Source organism: Mesorhizobium sp. M1348 (assembly GCF_040317925.1).
GTDB lineage: Bacteria > Pseudomonadota > Alphaproteobacteria > Rhizobiales > Rhizobiaceae > Mesorhizobium.
In genome coordinates this window covers 412169-428281 of sequence record NZ_JAMYLH010000001.1, presented here as the reverse complement: position 1 = coordinate 428281, position 16113 = coordinate 412169, and the positions used below count along the sequence as shown (strand labels likewise).

General features: G+C 63.8%; 19 protein-coding genes. 7 read left to right on the top strand and 12 right to left on the bottom strand.

Features of this window, described 5'->3' with window-relative positions; translation table 11 throughout:
• Positions 1–4 precede the first annotated feature (4 nt).
• Both cobS and NKH13_RS02165 read right to left on the bottom strand, forming a co-directional pair.
• Positions 5–991: a cobaltochelatase subunit CobS gene (gene cobS, locus NKH13_RS02170; protein WP_023721131.1), complete on the bottom strand. Its 987-nt coding sequence runs from the start codon at positions 989–991 to the stop codon at positions 5–7.
• A gap of 123 nt (positions 992–1114) precedes the next feature.
• The gene (locus NKH13_RS02165) at positions 1115–1744 is read right to left on the bottom strand and encodes a J domain-containing protein (protein WP_254816626.1); all 630 of its coding nucleotides are present in this window, start codon (positions 1742–1744) and stop codon (positions 1115–1117) included.
• Between the two features lie 133 nt (positions 1745–1877).
• Here NKH13_RS02165 and NKH13_RS02160 point away from each other — a divergent pair, with 133 nt between their 5' ends.
• Entirely contained in the window at positions 1878–2180 is a 303-nt protein-coding gene (locus NKH13_RS02160; RefSeq protein ID WP_352910300.1) for a BolA family protein, read from the top strand.
• 1 nt (position 2181) lies between these two features.
• On the opposite strand, the gene NKH13_RS02155 is transcribed toward NKH13_RS02160, so the two are convergent.
• The 4 genes from NKH13_RS02155 to NKH13_RS02140 are packed head-to-tail and all read right to left on the bottom strand — an operon-like array spanning position 2182 to position 5642.
• Positions 2182–2988 carry an alpha/beta hydrolase gene (locus tag NKH13_RS02155; protein ID WP_352910297.1) on the bottom strand — a complete coding sequence of 269 codons (807 nt, stop codon included), beginning with the start codon at positions 2986–2988 and terminating at the stop codon, positions 2182–2184.
• Between the two features lie 40 nt (positions 2989–3028).
• On the bottom strand, positions 3029–3925 hold the full coding sequence (locus tag NKH13_RS02150; RefSeq protein ID WP_352910294.1) for an HlyC/CorC family transporter: 897 nt from the start codon (positions 3923–3925) through the stop codon (positions 3029–3031).
• Complete coding sequence (gene aroB, locus NKH13_RS02145; protein ID WP_352910291.1) at positions 3922–5043, bottom strand: 3-dehydroquinate synthase; 1122 nt, start codon at positions 5041–5043, stop codon at positions 3922–3924. The genes NKH13_RS02150 and aroB overlap by 4 nt, the downstream gene beginning before the upstream one ends.
• The gene (locus tag NKH13_RS02140) at positions 5040–5642 is read right to left on the bottom strand and encodes a shikimate kinase (protein ID WP_352910288.1); all 603 of its coding nucleotides are present in this window, start codon (positions 5640–5642) and stop codon (positions 5040–5042) included. Before NKH13_RS02140 ends, aroB begins: the two co-directional genes overlap by 4 nt.
• Positions 5643–5802: 160 nt before the next feature.
• On the opposite strand from NKH13_RS02140, the gene NKH13_RS02135 reads away from it, so the two are divergent.
• The 5 genes from NKH13_RS02135 to NKH13_RS02115 all read left to right on the top strand — a co-directional run bounded on the left by NKH13_RS02135 (position 5803) and on the right by NKH13_RS02115 (position 9728).
• On the top strand, positions 5803–5952 hold the full coding sequence (locus NKH13_RS02135; protein WP_023677884.1) for a hypothetical protein: 150 nt from the start codon (positions 5803–5805) through the stop codon (positions 5950–5952).
• Positions 5949–6866, top strand: a complete 918-nt coding sequence (locus NKH13_RS02130; protein ID WP_352714237.1) for a site-specific tyrosine recombinase XerD — start codon at positions 5949–5951, stop codon at positions 6864–6866. Before NKH13_RS02135 ends, NKH13_RS02130 begins: the two co-directional genes overlap by 4 nt.
• 99 nt (positions 6867–6965) lie before the next feature.
• Positions 6966–7916, top strand: coding sequence for an acetyl-CoA carboxylase carboxyltransferase subunit alpha (locus NKH13_RS02125; RefSeq protein WP_292664002.1), 951 nt, complete (start codon positions 6966–6968; stop codon positions 7914–7916).
• Positions 7917–8127: 211 nt separating this feature from the next.
• Positions 8128–9453 carry a L,D-transpeptidase family protein gene (locus NKH13_RS02120; protein ID WP_352714239.1) on the top strand — a complete coding sequence of 442 codons (1326 nt, stop codon included), beginning with the start codon at positions 8128–8130 and terminating at the stop codon, positions 9451–9453.
• A gap of 5 nt (positions 9454–9458) precedes the next feature.
• The gene (locus tag NKH13_RS02115) at positions 9459–9728 is read left to right on the top strand and encodes a sulfurtransferase TusA family protein (protein ID WP_352910284.1); all 270 of its coding nucleotides are present in this window, start codon (positions 9459–9461) and stop codon (positions 9726–9728) included.
• 166 nt (positions 9729–9894) lie between these two features.
• Here NKH13_RS02115 and NKH13_RS02110 read toward each other — a convergent pair whose 3' ends face one another.
• Together NKH13_RS02110 and NKH13_RS02105 are read right to left on the bottom strand one after the other, a co-directional pair.
• Positions 9895–11031, bottom strand: coding sequence for a CobW family GTP-binding protein (locus tag NKH13_RS02110; RefSeq protein ID WP_352714243.1), 1137 nt, complete (start codon positions 11029–11031; stop codon positions 9895–9897).
• Positions 11032–11035: 4 nt separating this feature from the next.
• Entirely contained in the window at positions 11036–12214 is a 1179-nt protein-coding gene (locus tag NKH13_RS02105; RefSeq protein WP_352910786.1) for a D-alanyl-D-alanine carboxypeptidase family protein, read from the bottom strand.
• Between the two features lie 270 nt (positions 12215–12484).
• Here NKH13_RS02105 and NKH13_RS02100 point away from each other — a divergent pair, with 270 nt between their 5' ends.
• Complete coding sequence (locus NKH13_RS02100; protein WP_352910282.1) at positions 12485–13648, top strand: M20 aminoacylase family protein; 1164 nt, start codon at positions 12485–12487, stop codon at positions 13646–13648.
• 72 nt (positions 13649–13720) lie between these two features.
• Here the strand turns inward: NKH13_RS02100 and NKH13_RS02095 are convergent, their stop codons facing one another.
• The 4 genes from NKH13_RS02095 to NKH13_RS02080 form a co-directional block, all read right to left on the bottom strand.
• A complete protein-coding gene (locus NKH13_RS02095; RefSeq protein WP_352910280.1) occupies positions 13721–13864 on the bottom strand; it encodes a glycine zipper domain-containing protein in 144 nt (47 codons plus the stop codon).
• 41 nt (positions 13865–13905) lie between these two features.
• Complete coding sequence (locus NKH13_RS02090) at positions 13906–14205, bottom strand: hypothetical protein (protein ID WP_352910278.1); 300 nt, start codon at positions 14203–14205, stop codon at positions 13906–13908.
• Positions 14206–14291: 86 nt separating this feature from the next.
• Complete coding sequence (locus NKH13_RS02085) at positions 14292–15317, bottom strand: alpha/beta fold hydrolase (RefSeq protein ID WP_352910785.1); 1026 nt, start codon at positions 15315–15317, stop codon at positions 14292–14294.
• An 86-nt stretch (positions 15318–15403) separates the two neighbouring features.
• Positions 15404–15976 (bottom strand): TetR/AcrR family transcriptional regulator, encoded by a 573-nt coding sequence (locus NKH13_RS02080; RefSeq protein WP_352910275.1) that lies wholly within the window; start codon positions 15974–15976, stop codon positions 15404–15406.
• Positions 15977–16113 lie beyond the last annotated feature (137 nt).

The window sequence follows — 16113 nt, the reverse complement described above, 5'->3', positions numbered from 1 at the left end:
CTGCTTAGCCCAGCACCACGTTGGCGGCACTCTCCGGCAGATCTTCGCCGAAAGCGCGCTGGTAGAACTCGGCGACCAGCGAGCGTTCCAGCTCGTCGCATTTGTTGAGGAAGGTCAGCCGGAACGCCATGCCGATATTGCCGAAGATCTCGGCATTCTCGGCCCAGGTGATGACCGTGCGCGGGCTCATCACCGTCGACAAATCGCCGTTGATGAAGGCCGAGCGCGTCATGTCGGCGACACGCACCATCTTGTTGACGATCTCCTTGCCCTTGCCGTCGCGGTAGTGCTTGGCCTTGGCCAGCACGATGTTCACCTCATTGTCGTGCGGCAAATAGTTCAGCGTGGTGACGATGGACCAGCGGTCCATCTGCGCCTGGTTGATCTGCTGGGTGCCGTGGTAGAGGCCGGTGGTGTCCCCCAGCCCAACCGTGTTGGCGGTCGAAAACAGCCGGAAGGCCGGGTGCGGGCGGATGACCCGGCTCTGGTCGAGCAGCGTCAGCCGGCCCGACGATTCCAGCACGCGCTGGATGACGAACATCACGTCCGGGCGGCCGGCATCGTATTCGTCGAAGCACAGCGCGACATTGTGCTGGTAGGCCCAGGGCAGGATGCCGTCGCGGAATTCGGTGATCTGCAGCCCGTCCTTGACGACGATCGCGTCCTTGCCGACGAGGTCGATACGGCTGACATGGCTGTCGAGATTGACGCGCACGCAGGGCCAGTTGAGCCGGGCGGCAACCTGCTCGATATGCGTCGACTTGCCGGTGCCGTGATAGCCCGACACCATGACCCGGCGGTTGTAGGCAAAGCCGGCGAGGATCGCCATCGTCGTGTTCTTGTCGAACAGGTAGTCCGGATCGATGTCGGGGACATGCTCGCTCGTCACCGAATAGGCCGGCACCACCATCTTGGAGTCGAAGCCGAATGTCTCCTTCACCGACACCGTGGTGTCGGGCAGGTTGGCGATATCGCGATCGACCTTGTTCATCTCTATCAACGTCTCCACAAGCGAAACGCCGCGTTTCGCTGGCAATCGATTTTGTTCGGGGGCGGTCTTAGAGCCTTTTCCAACCTTATGAAAGTTGGAAAGCGACACGAACCGTAAGGTCGCTCAGCACAAACCTGCCTGCTTGAGCACGCGATACGCCTGAAGCACATCGCGGAACCGGTCTTCCGAACCTCTGTCGCCGCCATTCGCATCCGGATGGTGGCGTTTCACAAGTTCCTTATAGCGCGCCTTGATATCCTTGCCACTTGCCTTTGTATCAAGGCCAAGCGTTTCCAGTGCCTTGGCCTCAAGCGGCTTGGCCTTGCGCTCGCGTGCTTCGCGCGGGTCCTTCGGGCCTTTGAACAGGTCGAAGGGATCGCGCATGCGATTGTAGTAGCCGGCGCGGCCGGAGCGCGCCTGGGCGAAGTCGGGCGAGGAGCGTGTCGAGGCGCCGTTGACGCCCATTTTCCAGGTCGGCCGGTGGCCGGTCATGGCTTCCTTCTGGAAGCGCGCGATCTCGGTGTCGGGAACGCCCGAGAAATAATTGAAGCCCTTGTTGTACTCGCGCACATGGTCGAAGCAGAACTGGAAATACTCGCCTTCCTTCATCCGTCCGACCGGGGCGCGGTGGGTACCGGCCTCCTTGCAGCCATCCCACTGGCAGATCGGCGAACGCGACTTCAGCTCCGCGTCCTTCTCCGGGCGGATGCGAATCTTCTCGAAATATTTTGGGTACGGCTTCATCTCACCCATTTATGGGCTGTTCGCGGATGCGAAACAAGAATTGACATTTTCGCGATGATCGCCCTAACCGCTGAATCGCGGCATAAAACCGGCGAATGGCGAATTTTGTGCGATGACATAGATGTGGTGAAGGGAAGCGGCGATGTCCATACAGGCAACGATGGAAGACAAGCTGAAAAAGGCGTTTTCGCCGGAACGGCTGGACGTCATCAACGAAAGCCAGCTCCATGCCGGGCATCATCATGTGGATTCCGGCCATCACGCCACCTTCGACGGCGCCGGTGAGACGCATTTCCGCGTCCGCATCGTCGCGCCCGCCTTTGCCGGCATGAGCCGCGTCGAACGCCACCGCGCCGTCAACGATCTGCTGGCCGAGGAGTTGAAATCCGGCGTCCACGCCCTGGCGATCGAGCCGGCAGCGCCCGGCGAAAAGACGCGCTGGTAACTCAGCCGAGGCTCGCCCTCAGGAACATCATCACCGCAGCTGTCAATGCATCGCCTTCGGTGCCGAAGTCGCGATTGATCGACATGTGCGAATAGGCGCTGCCGTCGAACAGCGTGACGCTGGTTCCGGTGGCGCGCAGACGCTCGGCGAAGGCCTGCGCGTCAGCCGCGCGGGCTTTCGCCCGCGAATGGGCGATGAAGGTCGGCGGGTGCTTGCGGCCTTCCACATAGGTGACAGGCGACAGCGCGCGCCACTGCGCCGGATCGGGAAAGGCCCGGGCATAGACCCCCGCCATGCCGCCGCTCCTGGCCAGCGCCTCCAGATCGTAGGCCCTGGTGTCGTCGAGAACCAGCGCCGCGACGCCGGGCAGGCCGCCGCGCAGCCCGGTCAATGCGACGAGATGGCAGCCGGCCGAATGGCCCATGGCGACGATCCGGTCCGGATCGCCGCCATGCCTGGCGACGTTGGCGCGGACGTAACGATAGGCCAGTTCGACATCCGCCGCCTGGGTGGCGACATCGGCTTCAGGCAGCATCCGGTAGTCGATCGAGACGAAGCAGAAGCCATTGTCGAGCAGGAAACCAGGCTTGGAGTTGACATTGTTGCGGTTGCCGACCCGCCAGGCGCCGCCATGGACGAAGAAAACGACCGGCAGGCTGTTTGCGCCGTCGCGGGAATAGATGTCGAGCTTGGCCGGCCCATAGTCGAAGGTTTCGGGCGACGGCGAACGCAGCCGCAATGCCGCCGCCTGTCCCGGCAGCAGCGCCGCCATCGACGCCAGAAGCAGGCTTCGCCGATCGATCGTCATCAACTCCTGACTACCCACAGTTGCCATGGGGCGCGCACTGTCATTCGCCAAGCATCGCCGGCTTGATCCTCAACCGCGCGATCCGGTTCTTGTCGCGCTTCATGACGACGAAGCGCTTGCCGTGAAACGTAAAGGCCTGCTTTTCGTCCGGGATCGACTGCGCCTCGTGGATGACAAGGCCGGCAATGGTGGTGGCTTCCTCGTCCGGCAGGTGCCAGTCGAGCGCCCGGTTGAGGTCGCGGATCGACACCGTGCCGTCGACGACGACGGAGCCGTCGGCCTCCTGCTTGACGCCCTGGATGTCGATGTCGTGCTCGTCAGCGATCTCGCCGACGATCTCCTCGATGATGTCCTCCAGCGTCACCAGTCCCTCGACCTCGCCATATTCGTCGACGACGATGGCGAAATGCGCCTTGCGGCGCAGGAAGGCGTTGAGCTGCTCCTGCAGCGTCGTGGTGTCGGGCACGAACCACGGCCGCGACGCGATCTTCATCACGTCGATCCTGGAGAAATCATTGCCGACCTCGTTCAGCGCGCGCAGCAGGTCCTTCGCGTGCAGCACGCCGACGATGTTATCGAGCGAGCCCTTCCACAACGGCATGCGGGTGTGCGGGCTCTGTAGGATCTCGCGCACCACCGCTTCCGGCGGGTCGTCGGCGTTGACCGAGCGCATATTGGTGCGGTGGACCATCACGTCCGACACTTCGAGCTCCTCGAGGTCGAACAGGCCGCCAATGCGGGCACGATCCTCGCGCACCACCTGGCCGTCGCGGCGGAAATCGTCGACGGCGCCGCGCAATTCCTCATGCGCCGAGCGCTGCGGCTCGATACGCTGCAGCTCGTAGCCGAAGGCGGCGAACAGGTGCCGGCGCAAGACGAAGCCCAGCAGGCCGAGGCCGGCAAGCACGGCAGCCGCGATCCAGCCGGCTTGGCTCATCCCGGATGGTTCTCCCCGAGGAACGACAGCACTTCCGAGGCCGGCACATCCCGGGCGATAAAGGCCTGGCCGATGCCGCGCGTCAGGATGAAGGTCAGCGCGCCGCGCGACACCTTCTTGTCCTGGGTGATGAAGGAGAACAGCGTCTCGGCGTCGGGCAGTTCTCCTGGAATGTCGGCCATGCGCCAGGGCAGGCCGACGGCGCGAAGATGCGCCTCGACACGCGCCGCATCGTCGGGGCTCGCCAAATTGAGCCTTGACGAAAAGCGGTGCGCCAGCGCCATGCCGATGGCAACGCCCTCGCCATGCACGAGCCTTGCGCCGTCATAGCCGGTCGCCGCTTCGAGCGCATGGCCGAAGGTGTGGCCGAGATTGAGCAACGCACGGTCGCCGGTCTCGAACTCGTCGCGGGCAACGACGTCGGCCTTGGCGCGGCAGGCCTCGGCAATGGCCTTTCCCCGCTCCGGCCCGCCGGCAAACACTTGGCGCCAGTTTTCTTCCAGCCAGGCGAAGAACTCCGGCCGGTCGATCAGCCCGTATTTGGCCAGTTCGGCATAGCCGGCGCGAAAATCGCGGATCGGCAGCGTGTCGAGCACTTCGGTGTCGGCCAGCACCAGCTTCGGCTGGTGGAACACCCCGACCAGGTTCTTGCCGCGCTTGCTGTTGATGCCGGTCTTGCCGCCGACGGAGGAATCGACCTGCGCCAGCAGCGAGGTTGGAACCTGCACGAAGTTCATGCCGCGCCGCGCGATGCCGGCGGCAAAGCCGGCGAGGTCGCCGACGACGCCGCCGCCGAGCGCGATGACGACGTCGCCGCGCTCCAGCTTGGCGGCCAGCACGCCGTCGACCACCTCTTCGAGATGCGCAAAGCTCTTGGTCTTTTCGCCTGGCGGCAGCGTGATGACGGCATGTTGGATGCCTCCGCTTGCCAGGCCGGCCGCAAGCGTTGCGAGATGCGCGGCCGCGACGTTTTCGTCGGTGACGACCGCCGCCCGCGTGCCCGGCAGACGGCGCGAAATCTCGGCGCCGGCGCGTGACAGTAGGCCGGGGCCGATCAAGATGTCGTAGGCACGCTCGCCAAGCCCGACTTCGACAGAGACCGTTGCATCAGCGCTCACGACCGCACCTCGTCAATGTCGGCAACGCCGAGATGGCCGCGCAGCGCGTCCACCACCTCGGCCGCAATGATCTCCTTGCGGTCGTCGCGGGTCGGCACGATGACATCGGCCGCGGCGTAAACCGGGTAGCGTTCCGCCATCAGCCGTTCGAGCACGGCGCGCGGTTCGGCGCTTTTCAGCAGCGGCCGATTCTGCTTCTTGGAAACGCGCTCCATCAACAGGTCGATCTCTGCCTTCAGCCAAACCGAAACGCCATGGCTGGCGATCGCCTCGCGCGTCTGCGCGTTCATGAAGGCGCCGCCGCCGGTCGACAGCACCTGCGGCCCGTGCTCCAGCACACGCAGGATGACGCGCTGCTCCAGTGCCCGGAACTCCGCCTCGCCATAGCGCTCGAACAGGTCCGGGACGCTCATGCGCGAAACGGTTTCGATCTCCTGGTCGCTGTCGATGAAGGGCAGTGCCAGCATCGCCGCTACCTTGCGGCCGATCGCCGTCTTGCCGGCGCCCATCAGCCCGACAAAGACGATGGAACGCTCGCCCAGCCGGCCGAGCAGCGCGGCATGGCTCTCGCCCGGAGGATTTGCTGGTAGCGCGTTCATGTTTCTAGGCCTCTTGCCGGCGTATCGACATCAAAAGCCTGTTTGCGTCAAGCGCGGCGCAACCGGGACCTGTTATCGGCTTCACCCTTGAATTGGCCGGATTGGCGTCTCATAAGGGCACAGGGTTGGAAATGCAGAATAAGACGACGGGCGAAAATTAATGCCAACACTGTTTCGCTTTGTCGTGACGCTCGCGATTCTTGCCGGCATTGTCTATGGCGCAATGTTCGCCCTGGTCATGTTCGTCGAGCCGAGAAAGGCGGAAATGAGCGTGCGTATCCCTCCGGAAAAGCTCAATCCCAAAAAATGAACAGCGCCGCCCGCATCGAAGCCTTCCTGGAGATGATGAGCGCCGAGCGCGGCGCTGCCGAAAACACGCTTTCCTCCTATCGCCGCGACCTCGAGGACGCTTCCGCCGGGATCGGCGGCGGGCTTGCCGCTGCCACCAGCGCCGCCATCCGTGCTTATCTCGACGACATCGCCGCGCGCGGCTTTGCCGCCACTTCGCAGGCGCGCAAATTGTCGGCGATCCGGCAGTTCTTCAAGTTCCTCTACGCCGAGGGTCTGCGCGGTGACGATCCGACCGGCACGCTGGACAGTCCGAGGAAAGGCCGGCCGCTGCCGAAGACGATGAGCGAGGCCGACACCGGCCGGCTGCTCGACCGCGCCGCGCAGGAGGCGATGGACCCCTCCATGCATGACGGCGACAGGCTCGCGGCGCTGCGCCTCCACGCGCTGGTCGAGGTGCTCTACGCCACCGGCTTGCGCGTTTCGGAGCTGGTCGGCCTTCCCGTGACGGTGGCGCAGCGCGACGACCGCTTCTTCATGGTCCGCGGCAAGGGCAACAAGGAGCGCATGGTGCCGCTGTCGGCCAAGGCGCGCACGGCGATGCGGACCTGGCTCGCCGCACGGGCGGCGGTGCCGGCTTTTGCCGACAGCCCCTTCCTGTTTCCGGCCGCCTCGGACAGCGGCTATCTTTCGAGACAGGTCTTTGCCCGCGAGCTGAAAGGGCTTGCCGCGCGGGCCGGCATTGCCACGGCGAAGATATCGCCGCATGTGCTGCGCCATGCTTTCGCCAGCCATCTGCTGCAAAACGGCGCCGATCTCAGGGCCGTGCAGCAGTTGCTCGGCCATGCCGATATTTCAACGACACAGATCTACACGCATGTGCTGGAAGAGCGGCTGGTGCGCCTGGTTAACGATCATCATCCGCTTGCCGACTAGGCGTCATGTCGCTATGTGAGAACGACGTTCCACCGCGCCCAGCCTGCATTTTCAGGCTTGCGTCAGTCATTGCCTTCCGACTTGCCGGTCCGCCCAAGAATGTACAATTACCTCGATTTCGAAAAGCCTGTGCAGGATCTCGAAGGCAAGATCCTCGAGCTGAAGAAGCTTGCCGAGAACGGCGAGGCGGTCGATGTCGGCGATGAGATCGCCCGTCTCGAGAAGCGCTCGCGCGATGCGCTGCGCGACGCCTACAAGGCGCTGACGCCGTGGCAGAAGGTGCAGGTGGCGCGCCATCCGGACAGGCCGCATTGCATCGACTACATCAAGGGCCTGCTTACCGATTTCACGCCGCTCGCCGGCGACCGCAATTTCGGCGAGGACCAGGCGATCGTCGGCGGCTTCGCCCGCTTCCGTGGCGAGCCGGTGGCGATCATCGGCCAGGAGAAGGGTTCCGACACGGCAAGCCGGCTGAAGCATAATTTCGGCTCGGTGCGGCCGGAGGGCTACCGCAAGGCGGTGCGGCTGATGGAACTCGCCGACCGCTTCCAGATCCCGCTGCTGACGCTGGTCGACACTGCCGGCGCCTATCCCGGCGTCAACGCCGAGGAGCGCGGCCAGGCGGAAGCCATCGCCCGCTCGACTTCCGCCTGCCTTGGCCTGAAGGTGCCGTCGATCTCGGTGGTGATCGGCGAAGGCGGCTCGGGCGGCGCCATAGCGATCGCCACCGCCAACCGCGTCTACATGCTCGAACACGCCATCTATTCGGTGATCTCGCCGGAGGGCGCCGCCTCGATCCTGTGGCGCGACACCACGCGGTCCAGGGATGCTGCGACCAATATGAAGATCACGGCGCAGGACCTGCTGGAGCTGAAGATCATCGACGCCATCGTTGCCGAGCCGCTCGGCGGCGCCCATCGCGGCCCCGAGACGGTTATCGCCGCCACCGGCGACCTCATCGCCAGGACGATGAAGGAATTTTCCGGCGCCAACACCGACTTCCGCGAGCATCGTCGCGAGAAATACCTGGCGATGGGCCGCAATCTGTAATCAACGCAGGCACGCGGCCTGAAATGTGACGGCGTGGAGCAATTTCGCCACAAAAATGCCGCTGCATTCGGCTCAGTGAGCTTGCCGTAAGGGGACGCTCCAGCATGCTTGCGGTAAGGAATTTTCAAGGTTAACGGGCTTAGGGTCCGTCAGTGGTCAGTTTAGCAGCTGCGGCATCCGCGGCGCAGAGATGAAGACGATAGCGATATCCATGTTAGCCAAGCTTGCCCGCACCGGAGTTCTGATCGCTGCGATCGGCGTCGCCGGCTGCAACGATGCTTCGATGAAGGATTTTGCGCCGCAAGCCAACAAGCCGCTGCCGGACAAGATCCTGACCGAAATGAAGGCCAAGGGCATGGTCCGCACCTCTTCGGTGATGGCCCGCATCTTCAAGGAAGAAGGCAAGCTCGAAATCTGGAAGGCCAAGACCAACGGCCGCTACGACCTGGTCGCCAGCTATGACATCTGCAAATGGTCGGGCAAGCTCGGGCCGAAGTTCACCGAAGGCGACCGCCAGGCGCCGGAAGGCTTTTACACGGTCCGCCCGGCACAGATGAACCCGCGGTCGAATTATCACCTGTCCTTCAACATCGGCTACCCGAACGCCTATGACCGCGCCAATGGCCGCACCGGTTCCAACCTGATGGTCCATGGCGCCTGCTCGTCGTCTGGCTGCTATTCGATGACCGACGCGCAGATCGAGCAGATTTACGCTTTCGGCCGCGACGCCTTCCAGGGCGGCCAGACCGAGTTCCAGATCCAGGCTTTTCCGTTCCGCATGACCGCCGCCAATATGGCGCGCTACCGCAACGACCCGAACTACGAATTCTGGAAGATGCTGAAGGTCGGCTACGACAATTTCGAAGTCACCAAGGTGCCGCCGAAAGTCGACGTCTGCGAGAAACGCTACGTCTTCAACCAGGTTGCGGCCGACGGCTCGGCCTTCAATCCGACCGGCCCTTGCCCTGCGACCACCCAGCCCGATTCGCTGAAGAGCGCCATCAACGCCTATCAAAGCACCTATGAGGCGGCCTTCAACGGCGCCGTCAAGGCCAGCGTGCCGGCGCCCAAGCCGACCATCGCCGGGATCAAGGAAGCCAGCATCGTTTCCGACTGGTCGAAACGGCGTGCCCGCGGCGAACGCGTGCCGATCGAGCCGCCGTCGCTCAACGCGGACGGCACGGTGACCGAAACGGCGCGCATGGGCCGCGTCGATTCGCCGGCGGGCCGCAAGATGGCGGCGCTCGACGCCGAAAAGGCCGCCAAGCAGAAGGCCGAGGAACAAAGGCTAGCCGCCATAGAAGCGGCGAAGGCCGCGAAAGAGGCAGCCAAGGCGCAGGCCCTGGCCGAGAAGGAAGCTGCCAAAGCCCAGGCACTGGCCGAAAAGGAAGCTGCCAAGACCGCCGCCGAGATGCCTGTCGCCACCGCCACCGTAGCGCCATCGGAGGCCGCTCCGGCAGTCGAAACGCAGGCTGCGGACGCCGAAAGCACGGCGACAAGGTTGAAGAAAAAGCTGCTCGGCATGTTTGGCGGCTGAGCTTCATGCTTGAACAAGAAGATGGGGGCCAAGAAGACAGGCCCTCAACCAACTCCGCCGCCGTCTACGACCTCAAAGGCCTGAACTGCCCGTTGCCCGTGCTCAAGGCAAAAAAGCGCCTGTCCGCAATGCAGCCGGGCAGCCGGCTCTGGCTCGAAACCACCGACCCGCTCGCCGTCCTCGACATTCCCGCCTTCTGCGCCGAGAGCGGCCATCGGCTGGTCGAAACGACGGCGATATCGGGCGGCCACCGCTTCCTGGTCGAGCGCGGCTGAGCGGGGGTAATCTCCCCCCTCGAGGGGAGATGTCGCCGAAGGCGACAGAGGGGGTCGCCTCGCGTAAAGCGCCAACCTTGATCTGCCGCAGGAGGCCGCGTCCGGTCGCGCCGACCCCCCTCTGGCCTGCCGGCCATCTCCCCCTCGAGGGGGGAGATCGGCAGCTTCACCCACGCCCGGCAATAGCCAGGGGATTGCTTTCCAGTGCTGCGCGATCCGGGGTGTCGATCGACGGCCGGTTGGTGAAGGCGGCGAACAGCCGGCGGACATAGTCTTCCGGCATGTCGAGCGTGATCAGCACCAGTCTGGTGCCGCGCTGGCCGTCCGGCCAGGCCGGCAGTTGCACCGGCGGATGCAGGATCTTCTGCACGCCATGGATAACCAGCGGCCGCGACGGATCTTCTGCAAGTTCGATGACGCCTTTCATCCGCAACAGGCGCTCGCCATGCGCCGAGCGCAGCAGATCGAGGAACATCTCGATTGCCGAAAACGGCACCGGCCCGTCATGAACCAGCGAATACGAACGCACGCGGGAATCGTGCCTATGGCCATGACCATGGTGATGGTGATCGCCACGGTCATGCCCGTCGTGATCGTGCCCGCTGTGGTCATGCCCGCTGTGGTCATGGTCGTGGCCGGCTTCTTCGCCGAGCCAACGCTGCACATCGACCGATTTCGTGGCCGGATTGTAGAGGCCGCTATCGAACAGGGTCGCCGCGCTTGCCTGGCTCGCGTCGAGCACCACGGCGCCCCGGTTGAGGTGACTGAGCCGCGCCCGCAACGCCTCGACATCGCCTGCATCCGTGGCCAGGTCGGCCTTGCTGAGCACGATGCGATCGGCGACGGCCACCTGCTTCACCGCCTCGACATGCACATCGAGCGTCGCATTGCCGTTGACGGCGTCGACCAGGGTGATGACGCCGTCGAGCCGGAAGGCCTGGACCAGCGCCGGATGCGCCATGATCGACTGCAGCACGGGGGCGGGATCGGCGAGCCCGGTGGTCTCGACGACGACGCGGGCAAGCCGGTCGATGCGGCCGGTTTGCAGGCGGTCGACGAGGTCGGCCAGCGTGTCGACCAACTCGCCGCGCACCGTGCAGCAGAGGCAGCCGTCGGAGAGCTGGATGATGCCGTCGGAGGCCTGCTCGACCAGGAGATGGTCGATCGCCACCTCGCCGAACTCGTTGATGATGACGGCGGTGTCGGCGAGTGCCGGATCCCGGAGCAGCCGGTTGAGCAGCGTCGTCTTACCGGCGCCGAGAAAGCCGGTGAGCACCGAAACGGGGATCGGGAAGCCGACCATGCGGCTAGTTCAGCGCCTTGGCCGGCTGCTGGACCTGCGCGGCGGTGGTGGATCCCGCCACGGCCGGCTCGGCGCCGGCCGGCGGCGCCCGGTCCGGCCGCCATGTCGGCAGCGGCACGTCGGCATATTCCTGCCCGGAGGCGTCGAGCATCGCCTTCGGCTTCGGTCCCGTGGCGCCGCCGAGGCCGACGGCGATCAGCGTCGGCACATGGTCGAGCTTTTCCTGATAGGGCGATTTCGGCACGTCCTTGCCCTTGTCGCCGACGGCGGGTGCTGCTTCCGATTGCTCCTCGGCCGGCTTCTTCTTGCAAATCTCGTCATTCATGTCGTTGGCCGACACGGTGTCGCCATAGGCAGGCAGCGCCGCGACCGTCAGCCAGCTCGGCGCCGGCGTTGCAAAGCCCTGGTCGAGCAGTTTTGCCGCCGCCTCGGCGCGGGTGACGGCCGATTGTTCGCCGAGCACTACGGCGACCAGTGTGCGGCCGTTGCGGGTCGCCGAGCCGATCATGTTGAAACCGGACGAGCAGACGAAACCCGTCTTCATGCCGTCGGCACCCGGATAGCGGCCGATCAGCAGGTTGTAGTTGGAGATCGCCTTCTTGCCGACGGCGAGGCCTTCGATCGAGAACCAGGGAGCATATTGCGGGAATTCCTTGCGGATCGCCATCACCAGCAAAGCGAGATCGCGCGCTGTCGTATACTGGTCCGGCGAATAGAGCCCGTTCGGATTGACGAAATGCGACCCGCTCATGCCGAGCCTCCGCGCCTCGGCGTTCATGCGTTCGGCGAAAGCCGCTTGCGAACCGCCGATATTCTCGCCGACCGCCATGGCGATATCGTTGGCCGATTTGACCAGCATCATCTTCAGCGCATTGTCGAGCCGCATCACCGAGCCCGGCTTGAAGCCCATCTTGCTCGGCGGCTCGCCGGCCGAATGTTTCGTCACCTTGATCGGCGAATCGACCTGGACCTCGCCCGCGGCAATCGCCCGAAACGCCACATAGGCGGTCATCAGCTTGGTCAGCGATGCCGGGTACCAGCGCCTGAACGCCTCCTGATGCTGCAGGATCTTGCCGCTGTTCAGGTCGAACAGGATGGTCGGATTGGCCAAGGCAGGCCCGGCCAGCGCCGCAAGCACCACCGCGCCCGCCACCAACAGTTTGAGGAAATGCCTGTAGCGCATCATGAAAACCGAAATAGCCTCTTGCCGCAGTCGCACCTGGCTCCGTAAGATTTCGTTACACGATCGCCAGGATAATGGTCCGGCCCTCTGTTCCCGGACCACAGTCGCGGTGCTATTTACTCTATGTGACGTCAACATGGCAAAGTGCTGCCGATCACAATGTGGAAGCAGCAGCACAATGCAAAGCTGCGTGCATGGTTGCAAGGCAGCAGGCACAATTGCAAAGCAGCAGGCCAGGACCGCCTGCTCCAACAGCGAAATGGAACCATCATGCCGATCCTGAACCGAGCCGCCGAAATGCAGGACGAGGTGGCCGGCTGGCGCCGCCATTTGCACCAGACGCCGGAGCTGAATTTCGACGTCTTCAAGACCGCCGCCTTCGTCACCGAGAAGCTGAAGGCTTTCGGCTGCGACGACATCGTGACGGGTTTAGGCAAGACCGGCGTCGTCGGCATCATCCGCGGCCGCCACGGCGAAGGCTCGACCATCGGCCTGCGCGCCGACATGGACGCCCTGCCGCTCAACGAGATCACCGGCAAATCCTATGCCTCGACCGTCCCCGGCAAGATGCACGCCTGTGGCCATGACGGCCACACCGCGATGCTGTTGGGTGCCGCCAAATACCTCGCCGAAACGCGCAATTTCGCCGGTTCCGTCGCGGTCATCTTCCAGCCGGCCGAAGAAGGCGGCGGCGGCGGCAACGAGATGGTCAAGGACGGCATGATGGAGCGCTTTGACATATCCAAGGTGTTCGGCATGCACAACATGCCGGGCCTGCCGGTCGGCCAGTTCGCCATCAGGCCGGGCCCGATCATGGCGGCGACCGCCGAATTCACCATCACCGTCAAGGGCCGGGGCGGCCACGCGGCGATGCCGCACGGCACCATCGATCCGATCGTCATCACCAGCCAGCTTGTCGGCGCATTGCAGACGATCGCCTCGCGCAGCATCGATCCGGTCGAGGCGGTGGTCGTCTCGGTGACGAAATTCCACGCCGGCGACGCCTATAACGTCATTCCAGAGACCGCCGAGATCGCCGGCACCGTACGCACGCTGAAGAAGGAGGTTGCCAAGAAGGCCGAAGAGCGCATCCGCGCGCTTTGCCAAGGCCTGGGCGCTGCCTTCGGCGCGACAATCGAGGTCGACTACAATGCCAACTACCCCGTCACCTTCAATCATCCGGAAGAGACGGTCTTTGCCAGCGACATCGCGGCCGACGTCGCCGGCGACAGCCATGTGCACCGCGCCATCCAGCCGGTGATGGGCGGTGAGGATTTCTCCTATATGCTGGAAGCGCGGCCGGGCGCCTTCATCTTCATCGGCAATGGCGATACCGCCGGCCTGCACAACCCGGCCTACGACTTCAACGATGAGGTCATCCCGCACGGCATGAGCTATTGGGTGAAGCTGGCGGAGACGGCGCTGGCGGCGTAGCGATTCGGCACCGGCGGTGCGGCGACCGCCGCATCTCTGGGCGGCAAAACTGGGCAGGATATGTTCTGCTGGTCACTTCCGGCCGGATGACTTCCAGGCAAGGCCGAAGGCAATGCCCAGAGCAATACCTATACCAATGCCCGCAACAATGTTGTCCAACACGACGCCGATAGCCACGCCGATCACGACGCCGAGTGTGAGGTGTTTGGCATCCATTATGCCCGGTCATGTAGCGTGGAAGGGAAGAGCCGCAACCGCTACGGCCCGCTCTTCGGATCCTCGACCTCCAGCGCCTCCATGACCGGCGCCAGTTCACTGTCTTCGATCGGGACCGCATTCTGCGGTTCCTCGCCGGTTCTCGCCTTTTTCAACGCTGCCTCGATCGCCTCCTGGATGTTGCCGAGCTCGTCTTCGCGAACCTCGTGGCCATAGCCGGCAGCGTCGGCATCCTGCTCGAATTGCTGCGCCAGGACGGCGACGCTCACCTCGCTCTCGGCCGGCAGATTGCCGACATTCTCCTGCAGCCAGGTTTCAAAGAACTCTTTTGTGGCGCTCATGCGGTGTCTCCTTCGGGACACTAAAGCGCGCCGGCATCCCGAAAGTTCCGCTATCTTAACCGTCTTTGCACCGCTCGCCATGTCGGCTACGCAGGAACCCGCCGCTTCAACCAATCGACCATTAGCGTGGTGACTTCGCCCGGCTTCTCCTGCTGTGACCAATGTCCACAGCCGGCGACCACATGTTTTTCGAGATCGGCGATGTGGGCGTCCATTCCATCCATCATCGCTGGAGATAACACGACGTCGTCCTCAGCGCCGATCATGAGCGAAGGCACTTTTATCGTCTGGTCGACATTCAAGCCGGCTCTCCAATTGCGCGACAAATTGCGATACCAGTTGATGCCCGGCGTGAAACCGGTGCGCCGGAAGCTCTCGGCAGAGAAAGCAAGCTCGTCTGGCGTCAGGATCAGCTCGCCGGGCAGCGTCTTCGGCTCCGGCTGCGCGAGCGCCTGTAGGAACGTCATGTGTCGGGCCTGCGGCGGCAGCTTGGCGTATTGCGCGGCGGTGATAACACCCTTGCGCATATTGCTCCTGAACACCCGCGCCACGTCATGCGCCATCAAACGGTCCGCGAGATCACCATCTTCGAACATCAGCACATACATGTCGGGATTGTAGACTTCGCGCATCTGCGCGATCGGGTCTTTTGCCGGGTTGGCCACGAACGGCTTGTCTGGGGCGGTCAGCCCCTTGGTGAGGCTCGGATGCAGCCACAGCATTTCATGGGGAATGAATGGCGTGTTGACACCGATGACGCCAGCGACCCGGCTCTGATGCAAAAGCGGCATCTGCCATGCGACCAGGCCGCCCCAGTCATGGCCCGCGAACACGGCCTTTTCGACGCCGAGAGCATCGAGGAGACCGACGAGATCGCCGGTCAGGTGGACCATATCATAATCCTCGACCTTGGACGGCCGGTCGGTCAGACCATATCCGCGCTGGTCGGGAACAATGACGTGATAGCCGGCGGCCGCGAGCGGCGCGATCTGGTGACGCCAGGAAAAGGCGAGTTCGGGAAAGCCGTGCAGCAAAACGACCGCCGGTCCCTTGCCGGCTTCGTAAACAGCCATATCGATGCCGTTGGAGCGAACGTATCGGACCGGCGGCATGGCCTGCGACGCGCCAAAGACCGGCAGGCAAGGCGCAAGAAGACTGCCGGCGGTGCCGAGAAGCACCGCCCTGCGGGAAAGGGTGATCATGGCAGAAGTTTCCTTAGCTGCTCGAATTCTGATCGAATGACGGCCGGGCAGGCCGAGACGTCTCGGCCGGCGCGGATCAGCACGAGAATGCCTTGGTAGAGAAGCAGAAGCCTGACGACGTGGAGATCGACCTGCCCTCCGCCGATCTGGCGCTCCACGACCTGCCGGATGGCGGCTTCCAGCACGGCGAAGCCTTCCGTGAGACCTTCCGAGGCGACCGACGGTTGCGCGCCGAACTCGACTGCGGCATTCGTCAACAAACAGCCGTCGTCGCCGGATTCCGGGGCGGGCAGCAACAACGACAGGAACAATTGTTCCAAACCATCCAGATCGCCTGCTTCGCCGATGTAGGTCTCGATCCGGCAGCGGATGACGGCATCGATATAGTGGCCGAAGGCCGCCCGATAGAGACCTTCCTTGTCGCCAAAGGCATTGTAGATCGAGCCAGACGTCAGGCCGGTGGCATCGCTCAGATCCTTGATCGAAATTCCCGCGAAACCGGCCCGTCGAAACGCGTTCATCGCGTCACCCAGCACAGTGGCTTCGTCAAATAGTCGCGGTCTGGTCATGGAGCAACCCAATGTAAAATGATCATTCTAGAATGAGCATTTTACATCGCCAGTCAAGCGACTTTTTTGCAAAGACAGCTCGATGGGCACACAGGCACGCCAGCGATGCCAGGTTGCATCGCGATCTCCCGGAGCTT

Coding starts and splice junctions, on each gene's coding strand:
- cobS (WP_023721131.1), bottom strand. CDS start 991: ATGAACAAGGTCGATCGCGATATCGCCAACCTGCCCGACACCACGGTG.
- NKH13_RS02165 (WP_254816626.1), bottom strand. CDS start 1,744: ATGGGTGAGATGAAGCCGTACCCAAAATATTTCGAGAAGATTCGCATC.
- NKH13_RS02160 (WP_352910300.1), top strand. CDS start 1,878: ATGTCCATACAGGCAACGATGGAAGACAAGCTGAAAAAGGCGTTTTCG.
- NKH13_RS02155 (WP_352910297.1), bottom strand. CDS start 2,988: ATGACGATCGATCGGCGAAGCCTGCTTCTGGCGTCGATGGCGGCGCTG.
- NKH13_RS02150 (WP_352910294.1), bottom strand. CDS start 3,925: ATGAGCCAAGCCGGCTGGATCGCGGCTGCCGTGCTTGCCGGCCTCGGC.
- NKH13_RS02140 (WP_352910288.1), bottom strand. CDS start 5,642: ATGAACGCGCTACCAGCAAATCCTCCGGGCGAGAGCCATGCCGCGCTG.
- NKH13_RS02135 (WP_023677884.1), top strand. CDS start 5,803: ATGCCAACACTGTTTCGCTTTGTCGTGACGCTCGCGATTCTTGCCGGC.
- NKH13_RS02130 (WP_352714237.1), top strand. CDS start 5,949: ATGAACAGCGCCGCCCGCATCGAAGCCTTCCTGGAGATGATGAGCGCC.
- NKH13_RS02125 (WP_292664002.1), top strand. CDS start 6,966: ATGTACAATTACCTCGATTTCGAAAAGCCTGTGCAGGATCTCGAAGGC.
- NKH13_RS02120 (WP_352714239.1), top strand. CDS start 8,128: ATGTTAGCCAAGCTTGCCCGCACCGGAGTTCTGATCGCTGCGATCGGC.
- NKH13_RS02115 (WP_352910284.1), top strand. CDS start 9,459: ATGCTTGAACAAGAAGATGGGGGCCAAGAAGACAGGCCCTCAACCAAC.
- NKH13_RS02110 (WP_352714243.1), bottom strand. CDS start 11,031: ATGGTCGGCTTCCCGATCCCCGTTTCGGTGCTCACCGGCTTTCTCGGC.
- NKH13_RS02105 (WP_352910786.1), bottom strand. CDS start 12,214: ATGCGCTACAGGCATTTCCTCAAACTGTTGGTGGCGGGCGCGGTGGTG.
- NKH13_RS02100 (WP_352910282.1), top strand. CDS start 12,485: ATGCCGATCCTGAACCGAGCCGCCGAAATGCAGGACGAGGTGGCCGGC.
- NKH13_RS02095 (WP_352910280.1), bottom strand. CDS start 13,864: ATGGATGCCAAACACCTCACACTCGGCGTCGTGATCGGCGTGGCTATC.
- NKH13_RS02090 (WP_352910278.1), bottom strand. CDS start 14,205: ATGAGCGCCACAAAAGAGTTCTTTGAAACCTGGCTGCAGGAGAATGTC.
- NKH13_RS02085 (WP_352910785.1), bottom strand. CDS start 15,317: ATGCCGCCGGTCCGATACGTTCGCTCCAACGGCATCGATATGGCTGTT.
- NKH13_RS02080 (WP_352910275.1), bottom strand. CDS start 15,976: ATGACCAGACCGCGACTATTTGACGAAGCCACTGTGCTGGGTGACGCG.